This is a genomic window from Bradyrhizobium sp. WSM4874 (assembly GCF_055811835.1).
The window spans coordinates 44025-60030 of the sequence record NZ_JBVVPR010000037.1; the positions used below are offsets into that span (position 1 = coordinate 44025).

Below are 16006 nucleotides of genomic sequence, written 5' to 3' on the forward strand. Positions count from 1 at the left end.
GCTTGCTTAGAGCGGGCCAATCCTGATCCATTTGCCGTCTACGAGGCCATCTATCTGAGAGAGAATTTCCGGGTCGGAGCCTTCGGCGAAATAGACGTTATGCCCGTATAGAACCCCATCGGAGCTTTCGTGAGGCTCTATTCTCCAAACGAGCTCGTCGAGGTCGTCCATTGAAATACCTAAAGCGGCGGCCACTGCTTCGGCCTGTTCCTGCTCTTGCTGCTCTTCGAGCAATTCTTTCACTTCGTTCCTCCGATGGCTTTGCGGGTTTCCAATAGCATCTCACAGGTTCATGGGAGAACCAACGCAGCGGCGCCAGATCCGATCAAACTCCATGTGGAACAAATTATAGAAGCAGGATGGGTCTTCACTTGCGTCGAACCGGTAAACAGGTGTCGCTGCAACATGCTCACCGCCGGGAATGTAATATTGGACCCAAGCTGTTCTGCTTGTGATGATAAACTTCCAATTGGGCTGCCCCTCATAGAACCGGCCATCCACTGCGTGATGGCTCTTACGAAGATTCCGGAGACGGGTCTGTGATGTCAAAATTGACTTCCGGTAAGAGCGTACGGGTACCTTCACAGCCATCGCCCTCCCAGTAGTTTCTTGGCTACTGGGATGAAGCAAAATGACGCGCGTCGTGCCCGAGAACTTTTCCAGCGCCTCGTAAAGCGGGGAGCCAGGTTCTCCAAAAGTCTCGAGCCCATTTGCGCCAAGAATGTCGAGCACATTGTTTTCAGCCCGCAGGATCTCTTTGCAGAGTTCACCCCAAGGGGCTCCGCTACCGTCCTTAGCGGAATGCGACCAGCGCCCACCCACACCAATGGAAGAGGCCAAAGCGGCAGATGCCGCAACCTCCTGCAACCCGGCAGAGATGCTCTGCACCTTCAAATGCGCTCTTCGAATGAGAACGGCCGAAAGAACGACTACAATTGAGAACGCGAGCGACACGATCGACGCCAAGGGATTGGCCGTCATCACACCAATGGTGTTGTCGTACGGATGCGCAATGAAGTCTTTGAGTAGCCCGTACGCCTGGGGCCCTAAGGTGTCTGCGGTGAGAGGGGTGTCGAGCTGAAGGAGTTGCGAAAGCCTCGTCAGTATCCATGCCAGCAGAAGGCTGACGAGCGTCAGGAATACATACTTGAAGGCCTCCTTGAGCAGGAGGCCTTTGGCTTCAGTTGCAATCCAGTTGAAGGCGCCGGAGGCTTTCCCGCTCATGGGCGGCGGGTCACTGCTCAGGACTTAGCCCAAGATTCCCCAGACGGATGAGAGGGGCGGACAATCGGCTTGTCGCTCGAAGTATCGACCGCGCGATAGCGCAGCTTGTCGTCGATGAAGCGAGTGCCATAAACCATCCCAGCGGTCACAGCTCCGCCTGCGACGGCGACAAGTGACAGTCCTGTCAAAAGCTCGGTCATTTCGCTCCCCCCTGGTGCCCGATGGGGCCCGGAGTGACGTTTGCCACAATCGTGCGTGGGTCGTTAACGTTCCATTGAGATGGCGAAATGAAACGTTCCGAACAGCGTGAAAGTTTCACGCCGCGCACGCTATATGGAGTCCCCCAGTGCCCCGTCAAGGTTCATTCCCCTTGTGCTGATGTATCCCAGCGATGCAATGCTGCACCTGATTTGGTGTTCAAGCAATGGTTGCAGCAGCACACGTCAGGACATTCGGCGGATTAGGGCACATTTGCAATCTGCGTCCCCCGCGCGTCCCCAACATGCTTTCCGGGACGTCGCCGAACTGAAAACCCTAAAAATAGCGGGTAAAATGGCGCGCCCGGAACGATTCGAACGTCCGACCCTCAGATTCGTAGTCTGATGCTCTATCCAGCTGAGCTACGGGCGCGTTTTTCGCTGACAGTGCGGGCGTGGCCCGCAGGCAGCCCCCGGCGACGCCGGAGGGGTGCGAAAGAGCGCTCTGACTAACCGCTCTTGCCCCGATTGGCAAGGTCCGGATTGGGGAGATTTTGCCGGGAAATGACGGTTTCCGCGCTCGGCCGCCGGCCGACCTACGCCCGCGCCCGCTCGTTGCGGACGGAGAGCAGTTCCACGGGACGGTCGGGAATGACGATCCGGAAGGTGGCGCCGATGGTGCCTTCGACCAGATGGATGTCGCCGCCATGGGCGCGGACCAGCTCGGCGGCAATGGCAAGGCCGAGGCCGCTGCCGCCGGGGCGGCCGGAGGTCTGGAACGCCTCGAACAGGTGATCGCGGGTCCTCTGGGGCACGCCGGGGCCGGTGTCGGAGACCTCGAGGATGGCGACCGCGCCCTCGCGTTTTCCCGTGATCCGGATCTGCTGCGCGCCGCCCTCGGCCGACGCATGGCTTTCCAGCGCCTGGGCGGCGTTACGGACGAGGTTGAGCAGCACGCGGAAGAGCTGGTCGGGATCGGCGTCGACCGCGAGCCCGCGCTCGATCGCAGCGACCCAGGAGATCGACGCGTCGGAGGCAAGGCCGGCGGTCTCGCGCACCTCCAGCACCACCGGCTCGATCATGATCATGCGCCGGTCGGGCGCGGCTTCCTGGGCGCGGCCGTAAGACAAGGTCGACTGGCAGAAGGCGATGGCGCGCTCGAGCGAGCGCACGAGTTTTGGCGCAAAGCGCTGCACCCGCGGATCCGGCACGCTGGCGAGCTGGTCCGACAGGAGTTGCGCCGAGGCCAGCAGATTGCGCAGATCGTGATTGATCTTGGAGACGGCGAGGCCGAGGGCGGCGAGCCGGCTCTTCTGATGCAGCATCGACATCAGGTCGCGCTGCATGTCCGACAATTCGCGCTCGGCGACGCCGATCTCGTCGCTGCGCTGGCTCGGCACGATGATCCCCGCCGAACTTTCGGGGTTTTCGTGGAAGCCGACCAGGCTCGCCGTCAGCCGGCGCATCGGGCGCACGAAGAGATAATGCATGGCGAGATAGACGAGGCCCGCGGTCAGCACCGCGATGATCAGCGCGACCACCACGACGTTGCGGGAAAAGCGGTACATCGACTGCCGCAGCGGCAGCTCGTCGGTGACGATCTCCATGAACTGGGCATTGCCGACGCCCGGCCCGACGATCCGGATGGCCTGGTTGCCGGTCTCCAGCATCATCCGGAAGGAGCCGGTGATCGCCTCCCACGCCGTCATGTCGCGCAGGTCGATGTCGTGCTCGATGGCGGCGGGCAGATTGTCGCTGGCGAGCAGACGGCGCTGCTGGCCCATCTTGATGGCGACGGCGCGGGCATTGATGCTCTTCAGGATCTCGCGCGAGAGCGAATCGGGGACCATGCCGAGCGGCGCGGCATCGAGCACCAGCGCTGCCGTGTTCGCCGCGGCGACGCGGTCGTTGAGTCGGTTGACCCAGAAGTTGGCGATGGCCGGCACGTAGAGCAGGATGGCCGCGATCATCACCAGGGGAACGGTGAGCAGCAGCAGCTTGCCGGACAGCCCAAGCCCGCGCGTCCCACGCGGCAGCGCCGCCGGCGGGTCCCGCTGATCCCCATCCTGGATCGGCTGGAGGTCTGTCGCTGCCACGAAATTCGCCCTCGCTGCCTTTGCCGGATTAAAGATGTCGCCGGGTGAAGGGATTTGGCGCGTATGAAGATGCGGCCCGCCCTCAGCGCGGTCAAATTACAGATCGTCAATCTGCCAAGGTCGGATGTAAGCGCAGATCTGGCGAGTCGCTACCTCAAGGGTTAAAAACCCCGCACAAACAGCGATATTCGCCGGAATTGAGCGCTTGTGCGGCGTTGACGAAAAGAAGGCGCTCGCTTATAAGCCGGCCAATTGTCCGCGATGACCCGGTGTGAGGCCGGGAGCGGCTCTCTTGGGGCCGAAAAAGGCCCGTTTTGGGCAGCATCTTCCGGACTTTACCATCAATTCTACAGGCAAATTGCCCGGTCAGCGGAGAAAAACCCGTGAAGCGGACTTATCAACCCAGCAAACTGGTGCGCAAGCGCCGTCACGGCTTCCGTGCCCGTCTCGCCACGGCCGGCGGCCGAAAGGTGCTCGCCGCCCGCCGCGCCCGCGGCCGCAAGCGTCTGAGCGCCTGAGCCGGACCCCCTTTTTGGGATTTCATCATGGATCGGCTGAGGCAGCGAGCGGATTTCCTCGCCGTTGCCAATGGCGCGCGGGTGAATAGTCCCGCGTTCGTCCTGCAAAGCCTTGACCGCCAAAGCCTTGACCGCCAAAACCTTGGCCGTGACGACAGCGGCCCGATCCGGATCGGCTTCACCGTCACCAAAAAGAACGGCAACGCCCCCGAGCGCAATCGCATCCGGCGCCGGCTTCGCGAACTGGTGAAGCGGCTCGATCCGGTGTCGATGCAGCCCCATCATGATTATGTGCTGGTCGGCCGAAGGGACGCGCTCTCGCGCGACTTCGCCACCATGCTCGACGATCTGCGCATGGCGTTCGCGAAGCCCGCGCGGCATACGCACAAGGGACGCGGCCCAAAACCTGGCCAAAAAACCGACGGCCCAAGAACCGACGGCTTAAAGCCCGGCCCCGCTCCTGCGACCAGCCGCAAACCGGATTGATGACGAGAGAATGATGACCGACAACCGCAATACCATCCTCGCCGTCATTCTGTCGGGCTTCGTGCTGATCGCCTGGCAATATTTCTACAACATGCCGGCGATGGAGAAGCAGCGCGCCCAGCAACAGGCGCAGGCCGAGCTGCAGAAGACCACGCCGCAGCCGACGGCTCCCGGGACGCCGAGCGCCACGCCGCAGCCCGGCACCGCAGGCGCGCCCTCCGCTCCCCAGGCTGCCAATCAGCCGGGCCAGCCGACCGTCAGCCGCGAGGCGGCGATTGCGGCCTCTCCGCGCGTCAAGATCGATACGCCCCGCTTGACCGGCAGCATTGCCTTGAAGGGCGCGCGCATCGACGATCTTGCGCTGGTGCAGTATCGCGAAACGGTCGACCCGAAGTCGCCGCCGATCGTTCTCTATTCGCCGTCGGGCACCGCAGAGCCCTATTATGCAGAATTTGGCTGGGTGGCCGGGACAGGTGGCACAAAGGTGCCCGACCGGACCACCGATTGGCAGCAGGAGGGCACCAACAGCCTGACGCCGTCCACGCCGGTCATGCTGAAATACGACAATGGCGAAGGCCTCACCTTCCGCCGCACGGTCGCGATCGACGACCACTACCTCTTCAGCATCAAGGACGAGGTGACCAATGTCGGCAACGCGCCGGTCAAACTCTTTCCCTTCGCACTGATCTCGCGCCACGGCACGCCGCAGGTCTCGGGCTACTACATCCTGCATGAAGGCCTGATCGGTTACCTGGGCGAGCAGGGCTTGCAGGAGAAGGCCTATAAGGCCGTGGGCGAAGCACCCGCGATCGGCAACGGCGGACACGGGTTCGAATTCAACAACGTCACCAATGCCTGGCTAGGCATTACCGACAAATATTGGGCGTCTGCGCTCCTTCCCGACACGTCGGCAACGCTCAAGGCCCGTTTCGTCGCCGAACCGGGCACCCAGATCCGATACCAGACCGACTATCTGCAGAGCGAGCAGACGGTCCCGATCGGCGGCACGACGACGACGAACACGCGGCTGTTCGCGGGCGCCAAGGAAGCCGGCGTTGTCGGCATCAACTTCCCGCTCGCCGGCCATGGCGGCTACAACAAGGAGCTCGGCCTCAACCATTTCGACCTTTTGATCGACTGGGGCTGGTTCTACTTCATCACCAAGCCGATGTTCCTCGGCCTCGACTTCTTCTACCGCTTCTTCGGCAATTTCGGCATTTCGATCCTGCTCGTGACCGTGATCGTGAAGCTGTTGTTCTTCCCCTTGGCGAACAAGTCCTACGCCTCGATGGCGAAGATGAAGTCGGTCCAGCCGCAGCTTCAGGCGCTGAAGGAGCGCTACCCCGACGACAAGGTGAAGCAGCAGCAGGAGATGATGGAGATCTACCGCAAGGAGAAGATCAACCCGGTCGCCGGCTGTCTTCCCGTGGTGATCCAGATCCCAGTGTTCTTCTCGCTCTACAAGGTGCTGTTCGTCACCATCGAAATGCGGCACGCGCCGTTCTTCGGCTGGATCAAGGATCTGTCCGCGCCGGACCCGACCAATCTGTTCAACCTGTTCGGGCTGATCCCGTTCGACCCGACCACGATCCCGCTGTTCGGTCACTACCTCGCGCTCGGCATCTGGCCGATCATCATGGGCATCACGATGTGGTTCCAGATGAAGCTGAATCCGACGCCGCCGGATCCGACCCAGCAGATGATCTTCAACTGGATGCCGCTGATCTTCACCTTCATGCTGGCGGGCTTCCCGGCGGGACTCGTGATCTACTGGGCCTGGAACAACACGCTCTCGGTGCTCCAGCAGAGCTACATCATGCGCCGTAACGGGGTGAAGGTGGAGTTGTTCGACAACATTCGAAACTCCTTCAAAAAAAAACTGACGACTGAGGCGACGTAGCCGTCATTGCGAGGAGCGAAGCGACGAAGCAATCCAGAGTCCCTCCGCGGATGCATTTCTGGATTGCTTCGCTTCGCTCGCAATGACGCGGACAGACAGAAAGCTTTCGCATGAATGACGACAAGGATGCGAAGCTGATCGAGGTCGGGCGAAAGCTGTTCACGCGCGACTGGCAGTTCATCTGGGCTTCGCCCTCAACTGAAACGCTGCCGCCGATGGCGGGGCTGGAGATCGCCTTTGCCGGCCGCTCCAATGTCGGCAAGTCCAGCCTGATCAACGCGCTGACCGGCCGCAACGCGCTCGCGCGCACCTCCCATACGCCGGGTCGCACCCAGGAGCTGATCTTCTTCGAGGTCCCCGGCAAAACCGAGCTGCGCCTCGTCGACATGCCCGGCTATGGCTATGCCAAGGCGCCGAAGAGCCAGGTCGCGTCCTGGACCGAGTTGATCCACAAATTCCTGCTCGGACGCGCCAGCCTCGCGCGCGTCTACGTGCTGGTCGACGCGCGGCACGGCCTCAAGGACGTCGATCTCGAAGTCCTAAAGACGCTCGATCGCTCCGCGGTCAGCTACCAGCTCGTGCTGACCAAGGCCGACCAGATCAAGGCCACCGAGCTTCAATCGCGCATCGTCGAGACCGAGGCCGCGCTCGCCAAACGTCCGGCCGCGTTCCCCAACGTGCTCGCGACCTCGTCACGGAGCGCGACTGGGATGGCCGAGCTGCGCGCCGCGATCGCAAAGTTGCTGGAAGAGCGGACCTCGTGATGGCGGCATTCCGCTTGTTGATCGGGCTTGCCGGTCTGATGGGCGCCGCCGGCGTCGCGCTGGCCGCCGCCTCCGCGCATGGCGGCGAAGCGAGCCGGCTCGCCGCCGCAAGCGCCATGCTGCTGTTTCATGCAACTGCCATACTCGCGGCTGTCGCCCTGCTCGGGCGCGGCCTTCTGCACGGCGGAATTGGCATCATCGCCGCGTCCGGCTTCGCAGCCGGCGCCGCGCTGTTTGCGGGCGACCTGACCTTGCGGCAATATGTCGGCCATTCGCTGTTTCCATATGCGGCGCCGACCGGTGGATCGGTGATGATCTTGAGCTGGCTGGCGGTGACGCTCGCGGCCGCGGTGGTGGCGAAGAAATAAGTCTCGTGCCCCGGACGCAGCGCAGCGCTTCAGCGGTGCGCTGCTGAGCCGGGGCCCGTGCCGCTTCTGGATCCCGGCTCAGCGGCGCGGCACTGCGCGCCGCACCGCGTCCGGGACACGAGAGCGGCATGCCAGCCACACTTTGCGCGCCGCCCGCCAATCGGATAGAACGCGGCCCGAGTATCCCGCCAGCGAGATCCGCCTCATGACCGAAATCTCTCCGCTCGACCAGGCCCGCATCCTGTCCGAAGCGCTGCCGCACATGCAGCAGTATGACGAGGAAACCATCGTCATCAAGTATGGCGGCCATGCCATGGGCGACGAGGAGACCGCGAAGAATTTTGCCCGCGACATCGTGCTGCTCGAGCAGACCGCGATCAATCCGGTGGTGGTGCATGGCGGCGGCCCGCAGATCGCGACCATGCTCAAGCGTCTCGGCATCGTCTCCGAATTCGCCGCCGGCCTGCGCATCACCGATGCCGCGACCATCGAGATCGTCGAGATGGTGCTCGCCGGCTCCGTCAACAAGCAGATCGTCGGCTACATCAACGAGGCCGGCGGCAAGGCGGTGGGGCTGTCCGGCAAGGACGCCAACATGGTGAAGGCGTCCAAGACGACGCGCACCATCATGGATCCGGACTCGCACATCGAGAAGGCGGTCGATCTCGGCTTCGTCGGCGATCCCGAGAAAGTCGATCTCACGCTGCTCAACCAGCTGATCGGCTACGAGCTGATTCCGGTGCTCGCACCGCTCGCGACCTCGAAAGAGGGCCAGACGCTGAACGTCAACGCCGACACTTTCGCGGGCGCCGTGGCCGGCGCGCTGAAGGCAAAGCGGCTGCTGCTGCTCACCGACGTGCCGGGCGTGCTCGACAAGTCCAAGAAGCTGATCCCGCAGCTCTCGGTCAAGGACGCGCGAAAGCTGATCGCCGACGGCACCATTTCCGGCGGCATGATCCCGAAGGTCGAGACCTGCATCTACGCGCTTGAACAGGGCGTGGAGGGCGTCGTCATCATCGACGGCAAGATGCAGCATGCGGTGCTGCTCGAGCTCTTCACCAACACGGGCACGGGAACGCTGATCCACAAGTGAGAGATGAGGCGCCACGCATGAAAGCCGTCATGGCCGGGCAACAGCGCGAAGCGCGTCTTCGCGAAGATGTCCCGGCCATCCACGACCTTTCGTTCCGCGCCAAGAACGTGGATGCCCGGGACAAGCCCGGGCATGACGAGCGGAGAGCTCGGCGGCACGGTCGTTCCGCCTTCACACGCTTCCTGATGACGCTCCCCGCCGCGGCCGTCTCGTTTGTCTTCTCCTCCGCGCCGGCTGTCGCCGACCTCAAGATCTGCAATCGCATGTCCTATGTCGTCGAGGCCGCGATCGGCATCGACGACAAGGCGGCGACCGCGACGCGCGGCTGGTTCAGGATCGACCCCGCCACCTGCCGCGTAGTGGTGCAGGGCACGCTCTCCGCCGACCGCATCCTGCTAAACGCCCGCGCGCTCGGCGTCTACGGCGCATCCCCGATCCCGCAGAACGGCAGCGACACGCTGTGCGTCGCACAGGACAATTTCGTCATCGCGGCCGCGCGGCAGTGCCGCAGCGGCCAGACCCAGGCCGCCTTCACCCAGATCACGCCGACGCAAGGCGCGGATGGCAATTTCGTCGCCTATCTCGCCGAGGATTCCGAATATGACGACGAGCAGGCCCGCCTCGCCGGCATCCAGCGGCTTTTGGTGATCGCAGGCTACGACGCCGCGCCGATCGACGGCGTCGACGGGCCGAAGACGCAAGGCGCGCTGGCCGCTTTCCTGAAGAGCCGCGGATTGTCGTCCGACATCCTGTCGTCGCCGAACTTCTTCAAGACCATGGTCGATGCCGTGCAGACGCCGTCTGCGACCGGCCTCACCTGGTGCAACGACACCACGCACAAGGTGATGGCGGCGGTCGCCACCGACGACGGCAAGTCGGTGACGAGCCGCGGCTGGTATCGCATCGACCCCAAGACCTGCCTGCACCCTGATGTGAGCGGCCAGCCGAAGCAGATCTTCAGCTTCGCGGAAGCCATCGACGCCGACAACCGCATCGTCAAGCTGAAGGACAAGCCACTGAACTGGGGCGGCGACAAGCAGCTTTGCACGCGCGAGACCAAGTTTGAGACCAACGAGCAGACCGACTGCGGCGCGCGCGGTTTCGCGGCGACGGGCTTCGGCGCGGTGGACATGTCGAGCGGCGGCAAGACGCTGCGGTTTGCGATGCCGTGATTGCTTTTGTGATGACGCAACAAACACCATCGTCGTCCCGGCGAAGGCCGGGACCCATAATCCCAGGATTGGGTTTTACGAAGAACGACGATCAGCGTGCCCCATTGATAGATCACGCGGTATGGGTCCCGGCCTTCGCCGGGACGACGGCGGGAAGTTGGGGGCCCTCTCCGATAGCGAATAGAGAGCCGCAATGACCTCCCCTCGCGCCTTTGGCCATGTCGACACCTGGGTGTTCGACCTCGACAACACGCTCTATCCGCACCACGTCAATCTGTGGCAGCAGGTCGATGCGCGGATCACCGAGTTCGTTTGCAACTGGCTGAATCTGACGCCGGTGGAGGCGCGCAAGATCCAGAAGGATTATTACCAGCGCTTCGGCACCACGATGCGCGGCATGATGACCCTGCATAACGTACGCGCCGACGACTATCTCGCCTACGTCCACAAGATCGACCACTCCCCGCTGGAGCCGAACCCCGCGCTGGGCGAGGCCATCGCGAAACTGCCGGGACGAAAGCTGATCCTGACCAACGGCTCGGTCGATCATGTCGATGCGGTGCTGGCGCGGCTCGGCTTTGCCACGCATTTCGACGGCGTGTTCGACATCATCGCCGCCGAATTCGAGCCGAAGCCGGCGCCGCAGACCTACCGCAAGTTTCTCGCCGACCACGTGGTCGATCCGACCCGCGCCGCGATGTTCGAGGACCTCGCCCGCAACCTCACCGTCCCGCACGAGCTCGGCATGACCACCGTGCTGGTGATACCGGATGGGACGAAAGAGGTCGTGCGTGAGGACTGGGAGCTGGCGGGCCGTGATGCGGCCCATGTCGACCATGTCACGGATGATCTCGCGGGGTTTTTGGAGAGGCTGTCACCTGTCTCCCCAAGTCGTCCCGGCGAAGGCCGGGACCCATAACCCCAAGACGCGGTTGAAGCGCGCGACTGGCAACTCCGAGTCTTCGCAAAACTTGGCCCTGTGGGTATAGGCCCCGGCCCCCCGTGCGCAATTGCGCACTAGGCCGGGGCGACGCTGAGTATGCCTTGACTCCTCCCCGTCAAATCCCGAAAAAGCGCTCCAATCCGTTACAAATCCTAGCCTTCCCGAAGAGGAAATCCCGATGTCCCTGTCCGCCCTCGAATCCACCATCAACGGCGCCTTCGAGGCGCGCGACGGCGTCTCGACCTCGACCAAAGGCGAGGTCCGCGAGGCCGTGGATCACGCGCTGGAGATTCTGGACAAGGGTGAGGCCCGCGTTGCCGAGCGCGACGCCGACGGCAAGTGGAAGGTCAATCAATGGCTGAAGAAGGCGGTGCTGCTCTCGTTCCGCCTCAACGACATGGGCGCCATTCCCGGCGGCCCCGGCAAGGCGACCTGGTGGGACAAGGTGCCCTCGAAGTTCGACGGCTGGGGCGAGAACCGCTTTCGCGACGCCGGTTTCCGCGCCGTCCCCGGCTCCATCGTGCGCCGCTCGGCCTTCATTGCCCGCAACGTCGTGCTGATGCCGTCCTTCGTCAATCTCGGCGCCTATGTCGATGAATCCACCATGATCGACACCTGGTCGACCGTCGGCTCCTGCGCGCAGATCGGCAAGCGCGTGCACATCTCCGGCGGCGTCGGCATCGGCGGCGTACTCGAGCCGCTGCAGGCCGAGCCCGTGATCATCGAGGACGATTGCTTCATCGGCGCCCGCTCCGAGGTCGCCGAGGGCGTGATCGTGCGCAAGGGCGCGGTGCTGTCGATGGGCGTATTCCTGGGTGCCTCGACCAAGATCGTCGATCGCGACACCGGCGAGATCTTCATCGGCGAAGTGCCGGAATATTCGGTCGTCGTTCCCGGCGCGCTGCCCGGCAAGCCCATGAAGAATGGCCAGATTGGCCCGAGCACCGCCTGCGCCGTCATCGTCAAGCGCGTCGACGAGCGCACGCGCTCCAAGACGAGCATCAACGAGCTGCTGCGGGATTAAGTTCGGCCAGCTGCTATCCATCGTCGTCCCGGCGAAGGCCGGGACCCATACTCCCGCGCGTGGTTTGGCGAAGACTCGGAGTTAGCAGCTTCGCGACCAACTCTGTTTTGTGGTTATGGGTCCCGGCCTTCGCCGGGACGACACCGAGGCTCCATCGAACCCTCCCTCCCCCCATCGCGACCAACATCCGGGCGACCTCTCCCGCCCGGAGCCATTGGCATGGACTGGACCTGGTATCTGTTCCGCTTCGACGGCCGCATCAACCGCGCGCTGCTGTGGCAGGCGCTGCTGATCGTCATGCTGCTGGCCTGCATGCTCGGGATGATCGACCAGGCCATCAAGGTGCTGAACGGGGCCGCAACCTTCGCCTTCAACTTCAAGGTCGACTTCGATTTCGGTGTCGACGACATCTTCAACGTGGTCGATCCCAGGGCCTACCGTCTGCTGGCAACCACTGATCGTCCGACCCTCGTCCTCAAAGTGCTCGGCAGCTCGCTATTCCTGTGGATCTACCTCGCAACCGCGACCAAGCGGCTGCACGATCGCGACCGGGGCGGCTGGTGGCTGGTTCCGTTCTTCGTCGTGCCCGCGTTGTTCGACCAGTTCTCGGACCTGCTGCCGACCGAATCAAAATCGGTTGTTGCCCTCGCCTGGGCCATGCACATTCCGTGGTTTTGGGGCCTCGTGGAAATGTTCATTGTGCCCGGCACCTCCGGCGATAACCGGTTCGGCGCCGATCCGTTGGCTGAAGTGCAGAGCGGCTCCGCGCCCGCCTCGCCCCCGGCGAAAAGCTGGGACCAGCAGAGCGAGATCGAATTTGTCCCGCCCAGTGCTAGCCCACCCGGCGGCATGCATGTTAAGCGGGGCGCATGACCGATGCTCTCTCGATTGCCCGCGATCTCATCCGCTGCCCCTCGGTAACTCCCGCCGATGCCGGTGCGCTGGGTGTGCTCGAACATGTCCTCAACGCGGCAGGCTTCACATGCCACCGCGTGACCTTCAGCGAGCCCGGCACGGCCGACGTCGACAATCTCTATGCGCGGATCGGCACTGACGGGCCGCACATCACCTTTGCCGGCCACACCGACGTGGTGCCGCCTGGCGACGAGAGCGCCTGGAGCGTCGGCGCGTTCTCCGGCGAGGTGAAGGACGGCTTTCTGCACGGCCGCGGCGCGGTCGACATGAAAGGCGGCATCGCCTGCTCGGTTGCCGCGGTGCTGGAGCATCTCGCCGCGAACGACGGCAAGCCGCGCAGCGACGGCAAAGGTTCGATTTCCTTTCTGATCACCGGCGACGAGGAAGACGTTTCCATCAACGGCACCATCAAGCTGCTGAAGTGGGCGGCGGAGCGCGGCGAGAAATTCGACCATTGCGTGCTCGGAGAGCCCTCCAACGTCGAGGCGCTCGGCGACACCATCAAGGTCGGCCGCCGCGGCTCGCAATCGGGTACGCTGTACGTCGACGGCGTGCAGGGCCACGTCGCTTATCCGCACCGCGCCGCCAATCCGGTGCCTGATATCTCGCGGCTGATCGTGGCCATCTCGGACGAGCCGCTCGACCATGGCAGCGCGCAATTCCAGGCTTCCAATCTCGAATTCACCTCGGTCGACGTCGGCAACACCGCCAACAACGTCATCCCGGGACAGGCCCGCGCAAAGTTCAACATCCGCTACAACGACAACCACACCCAGGCGAGCCTGCGCGAGCTGGTCGAGACGCGGCTGACAAAAGCCTGCGGCAACCGCATCCGCGCCCGCATCGTCTGGGAGCCCTCGAACTCGAACGTGTTCGTGACCAAGTCCGGCCCGTTCACCGAACTCGCGGTGTCCGCGATCGAGGAGGTGACGGGCCGCAAGCCGGAGCTGTCGACCTCAGGCGGCACCTCGGATGCGCGCTTCATCTCGAGCTATTGCCCGGTGATCGAGTTCGGCCTGGTCGGCCAGACCATGCACCAGGTCGACGAGCGCGTGCCGGTCGGAGATCTGGAGCAGCTGACGAAGGTGTATCGCGCGATTTTGGCGAGGTATTTTGGGTAGGCTGTGAGGCTATCTCGCTGCCGCCAATCACTCCGCCGTCATTCCCGGGCATCTACGTTCTTTGCGACCGCGAAACAAGTTCGTGGATGGCCGGGACAAGCCCGGCCATGACGGCAGTGGCGGGAGCTCAGGCCCGCCTTACTGGACAATCGTATCGTAAAGGTCCTTCCATTCGGGATTCTCCTTCAGGATTAGCCTCACCTTCCACGTTCGTGACCAATGCTTGATGTTGTGCTCGCGCTGGATTGCGGTTTGGATGTCCTCATAGCGCTCGAAATAGACGAGCAGCTTGACGCCGTACTTCTTGGTGAAGCCTGGCACGAGTCCATTTCGATGCTCGTACACGCGACGAATAATGTCATTCGTCACACCGACATACAAAATGCCGTTGCCGCGCTCGCCAGGATGTACACCCATCCCCCATGCATGGTCGCATGTTGACGCACGTGGATGGCCGGAACAAGCCCGGCCATGACGGTGTGGCGGCATCACACTCTAATAATCCACCTGCATCAGATACAGCCCGTCCGGCGGGGCGACGATGCCGCAGGCGGCGCGGTTGCGGGCTGCGAGCGCGGCCGAGAGATCGTCGGCGGTCCAGCGGCCTTCGCCGACCCACATCAGCGACCCCACCATCGAGCGCACCTGGCTGTGCAGGAACGAGCGCGCCGAAGTGAGAATCGTGATCTCGCGCCCGTCACGCAGCACGTCGAGTTGATCGAGCGTCTTCTCCGGCGACTTGGCCTGGCACTCGGTGTCGCGGAAGGTGGTGAAATCGTGCTTGCCGAGCAGGCGTTGCGCTGCCGCATGCATCGCGTCGGCGTCGAGCCGGCGCGGCACGCGCCAGGCATGGCCGGCATCGAGCGCGAGATTGGCGCGGGTGTTGACGATGCGATAGCGGTAGTGGCGCTTCACGGCCGAGAAGCGCGCCTCGAAAGTATCCGGCACGATATCAGCTTCGAGCACGGCGATGGGATGCGGGCGCAGATGCGCATTCAAACCGTCGCGAAAACGGCCCGGCGGAAACTGCTTGTCGACATCGACATGCGCGACCTGGCCACGCGCGTGCACGCCGGCATCGGTGCGGCCCGCACCGTGCACACGCGCATCCGCGCCGGTCATCGCCTTCACCGCTGCCTCCAAAGCGCCTTGCACCGAGGGCAGCGTCTCCTGCACCTGCCAGCCGAAGAACGGCGCGCCGTCATATTCGATGATGAGCTTGTAGCGGGGCATCAGGCCAGCCGCATCGGCGGCTTGAGCGGCACGCCGCGCAGGAAGTCCGCGGCCTGCATGCGTGCCTTGCCTTCGCGCTGGAGCTCGATAAGGCGGATTGCGCCCTCGCCGCAGGCGATGGTGAGGTGATCGTCGAGCACCTCGCCGGGTGCGCCCGCGCCTTTCGCCAGCTCGCAGCGCAGGATTTTTACCCGTGCATTCTCAAGCTCGGCCCAGGCGCCGGGAAACGGCGACAGGCCGTGGATATGGCGCAGCACCTTGCGCGCGGGCCTGGTCCAGTCGATCCGCGCTTCGGCCTTGTCGATCTTGGCGGCATAGGTGACGCCGTCCTCGCTCTGCTTTTTGAGCTGGAGCCCGCCGCGGTCGAGCGCGGCCATGGCGCGCACCATCAGATCGGCACCGAGCCGCGACAGACGATCGTGCAGATCCGCCGCGATCATGTTGTCCGTGATCGCGAGCCGTTCCGCCATGGCGACGTCGCCGGTGTCGAGGCCAACATCCATCTTCATCACCATCACGCCGCTCTCGGCATCGCCGGCCATGATTGCGCGGTTGATGGGAGCGGCACCGCGCCAGCGTGGCAGCAGCGAGGCGTGCAGATTGTAGCAGCCGAGTTTTGGCGCATCGAGGATCGCCTGCGGCAGGATCATGCCATAGGCGACGACGACCGCCGCATCGGCGTCGAAGGCGCGAAATTCTTCCAGCGCCTCCGGCGTTTTCAACGTCTTCGGCGTCAGCACGCGAATGCCAAGCTTTCGCGCGGCCTCTTCCACCGGGGTCGGCTGCAATTGCAGGCCGCGGCGGCCGCCGGGCTTCGGCGCGCGCGTATACACGGCCGCGATCTCGTGGCCATGCGCGACGAGCTCGAGCAGCGTCGGCACGGAGAAATCGGGCGTGCCCATGAAGATCAGGCGGAGGGGCATGACAAGTACTCGGTACGTTCCCTCCCCCC

At 63.7% G+C, this 16006-nt stretch carries 17 protein-coding genes, 1 tRNA gene and 1 pseudogene; 11 read left to right on the forward strand and 8 right to left on the reverse strand.

Annotated features, from left to right (window positions below; translation table 11 throughout):
- Positions 1–6 precede the first annotated feature (6 nt).
- From AC0L3P_RS29550 to AC0L3P_RS29570, 5 genes are all read right to left on the reverse strand, one after another.
- The gene (locus AC0L3P_RS29550) at positions 7–243 is read right to left on the reverse strand and encodes a hypothetical protein (RefSeq protein ID WP_473307416.1); all 237 of its coding nucleotides are present in this window, start codon (positions 241–243) and stop codon (positions 7–9) included.
- Between the two features lie 39 nt (positions 244–282).
- Positions 283–1224 (reverse strand): hypothetical protein, encoded by a 942-nt coding sequence (locus tag AC0L3P_RS29555; RefSeq protein ID WP_473307418.1) that lies wholly within the window; start codon positions 1222–1224, stop codon positions 283–285.
- A gap of 17 nt (positions 1225–1241) precedes the next feature.
- Positions 1242–1424, reverse strand: coding sequence for a hypothetical protein (locus AC0L3P_RS29560; protein WP_473307420.1), 183 nt, complete (start codon positions 1422–1424; stop codon positions 1242–1244).
- A gap of 353 nt (positions 1425–1777) precedes the next feature.
- Positions 1778–1854 (reverse strand) — tRNA-Arg (locus AC0L3P_RS29565).
- A 163-nt stretch (positions 1855–2017) separates the two neighbouring features.
- Positions 2018–3517: a HAMP domain-containing sensor histidine kinase gene (locus AC0L3P_RS29570; protein ID WP_354206287.1), complete on the reverse strand. Its 1500-nt coding sequence runs from the start codon at positions 3515–3517 to the stop codon at positions 2018–2020.
- Positions 3518–3900: 383 nt separating this feature from the next.
- Here AC0L3P_RS29570 and rpmH point away from each other — a divergent pair, with 383 nt between their 5' ends.
- From rpmH to dapE, 11 genes are all read left to right on the forward strand, one after another.
- Positions 3901–4035 carry a 50S ribosomal protein L34 gene (rpmH, locus tag AC0L3P_RS29575; protein ID WP_008542748.1) on the forward strand — a complete coding sequence of 45 codons (135 nt, stop codon included), beginning with the start codon at positions 3901–3903 and terminating at the stop codon, positions 4033–4035.
- Between the two features lie 27 nt (positions 4036–4062).
- Entirely contained in the window at positions 4063–4521 is a 459-nt protein-coding gene (rnpA, locus tag AC0L3P_RS29580) for a ribonuclease P protein component (protein WP_275172864.1), read from the forward strand.
- 13 nt (positions 4522–4534) lie between these two features.
- Positions 4535–6421: a membrane protein insertase YidC gene (gene yidC, locus AC0L3P_RS29585; RefSeq protein WP_275172937.1), complete on the forward strand. Its 1887-nt coding sequence runs from the start codon at positions 4535–4537 to the stop codon at positions 6419–6421.
- A 110-nt stretch (positions 6422–6531) separates the two neighbouring features.
- Entirely contained in the window at positions 6532–7185 is a 654-nt protein-coding gene (yihA, locus tag AC0L3P_RS29590) for a ribosome biogenesis GTP-binding protein YihA/YsxC (protein WP_275172865.1), read from the forward strand.
- The gene (locus tag AC0L3P_RS29595; RefSeq protein WP_473307424.1) at positions 7185–7553 is read left to right on the forward strand and encodes a DUF423 domain-containing protein; all 369 of its coding nucleotides are present in this window, start codon (positions 7185–7187) and stop codon (positions 7551–7553) included. Before yihA ends, AC0L3P_RS29595 begins: the two co-directional genes overlap by 1 nt.
- A 205-nt stretch (positions 7554–7758) precedes the next feature.
- Positions 7759–8646 carry an acetylglutamate kinase gene (gene argB, locus AC0L3P_RS29600; RefSeq protein ID WP_007597683.1) on the forward strand — a complete coding sequence of 296 codons (888 nt, stop codon included), beginning with the start codon at positions 7759–7761 and terminating at the stop codon, positions 8644–8646.
- A 185-nt stretch (positions 8647–8831) separates the two neighbouring features.
- A complete protein-coding gene (locus AC0L3P_RS29605; RefSeq protein ID WP_473307465.1) occupies positions 8832–9818 on the forward strand; it encodes a DUF1036 domain-containing protein in 987 nt (328 codons plus the stop codon).
- Between the two features lie 193 nt (positions 9819–10011).
- Positions 10012–10737 (forward strand): pyrimidine 5'-nucleotidase, encoded by a 726-nt coding sequence (locus AC0L3P_RS29610; protein ID WP_473307426.1) that lies wholly within the window; start codon positions 10012–10014, stop codon positions 10735–10737.
- Between the two features lie 202 nt (positions 10738–10939).
- Entirely contained in the window at positions 10940–11785 is an 846-nt protein-coding gene (gene dapD, locus AC0L3P_RS29615; protein WP_275172868.1) for a 2,3,4,5-tetrahydropyridine-2,6-dicarboxylate N-succinyltransferase, read from the forward strand.
- A gap of 219 nt (positions 11786–12004) precedes the next feature.
- A complete protein-coding gene (locus tag AC0L3P_RS29620; protein WP_473307428.1) occupies positions 12005–12658 on the forward strand; it encodes a DUF805 domain-containing protein in 654 nt (217 codons plus the stop codon).
- A complete protein-coding gene (gene dapE / locus AC0L3P_RS29625) occupies positions 12655–13821 on the forward strand; it encodes a succinyl-diaminopimelate desuccinylase (RefSeq protein ID WP_473307430.1) in 1167 nt (388 codons plus the stop codon). The genes AC0L3P_RS29620 and dapE overlap by 4 nt, the downstream gene beginning before the upstream one ends.
- Positions 13822–13959: 138 nt before the next feature.
- Here the strand turns inward: dapE and AC0L3P_RS29630 are convergent.
- From AC0L3P_RS29630 to fmt, 3 genes and pseudogenes are all read right to left on the reverse strand, one after another.
- A pseudogene (locus AC0L3P_RS29630) lies at positions 13960–14294 on the reverse strand (GIY-YIG nuclease family protein).
- Positions 14295–14316: 22 nt separating this feature from the next.
- Complete coding sequence (truA, locus tag AC0L3P_RS29635; RefSeq protein WP_473307432.1) at positions 14317–15054, reverse strand: tRNA pseudouridine(38-40) synthase TruA; 738 nt, start codon at positions 15052–15054, stop codon at positions 14317–14319.
- The gene (gene fmt, locus AC0L3P_RS29640; protein WP_473307434.1) at positions 15054–15977 is read right to left on the reverse strand and encodes a methionyl-tRNA formyltransferase; all 924 of its coding nucleotides are present in this window, start codon (positions 15975–15977) and stop codon (positions 15054–15056) included. The genes truA and fmt overlap by 1 nt, the downstream gene beginning before the upstream one ends.
- Positions 15978–16006: the final 29 nt, after the last annotated feature.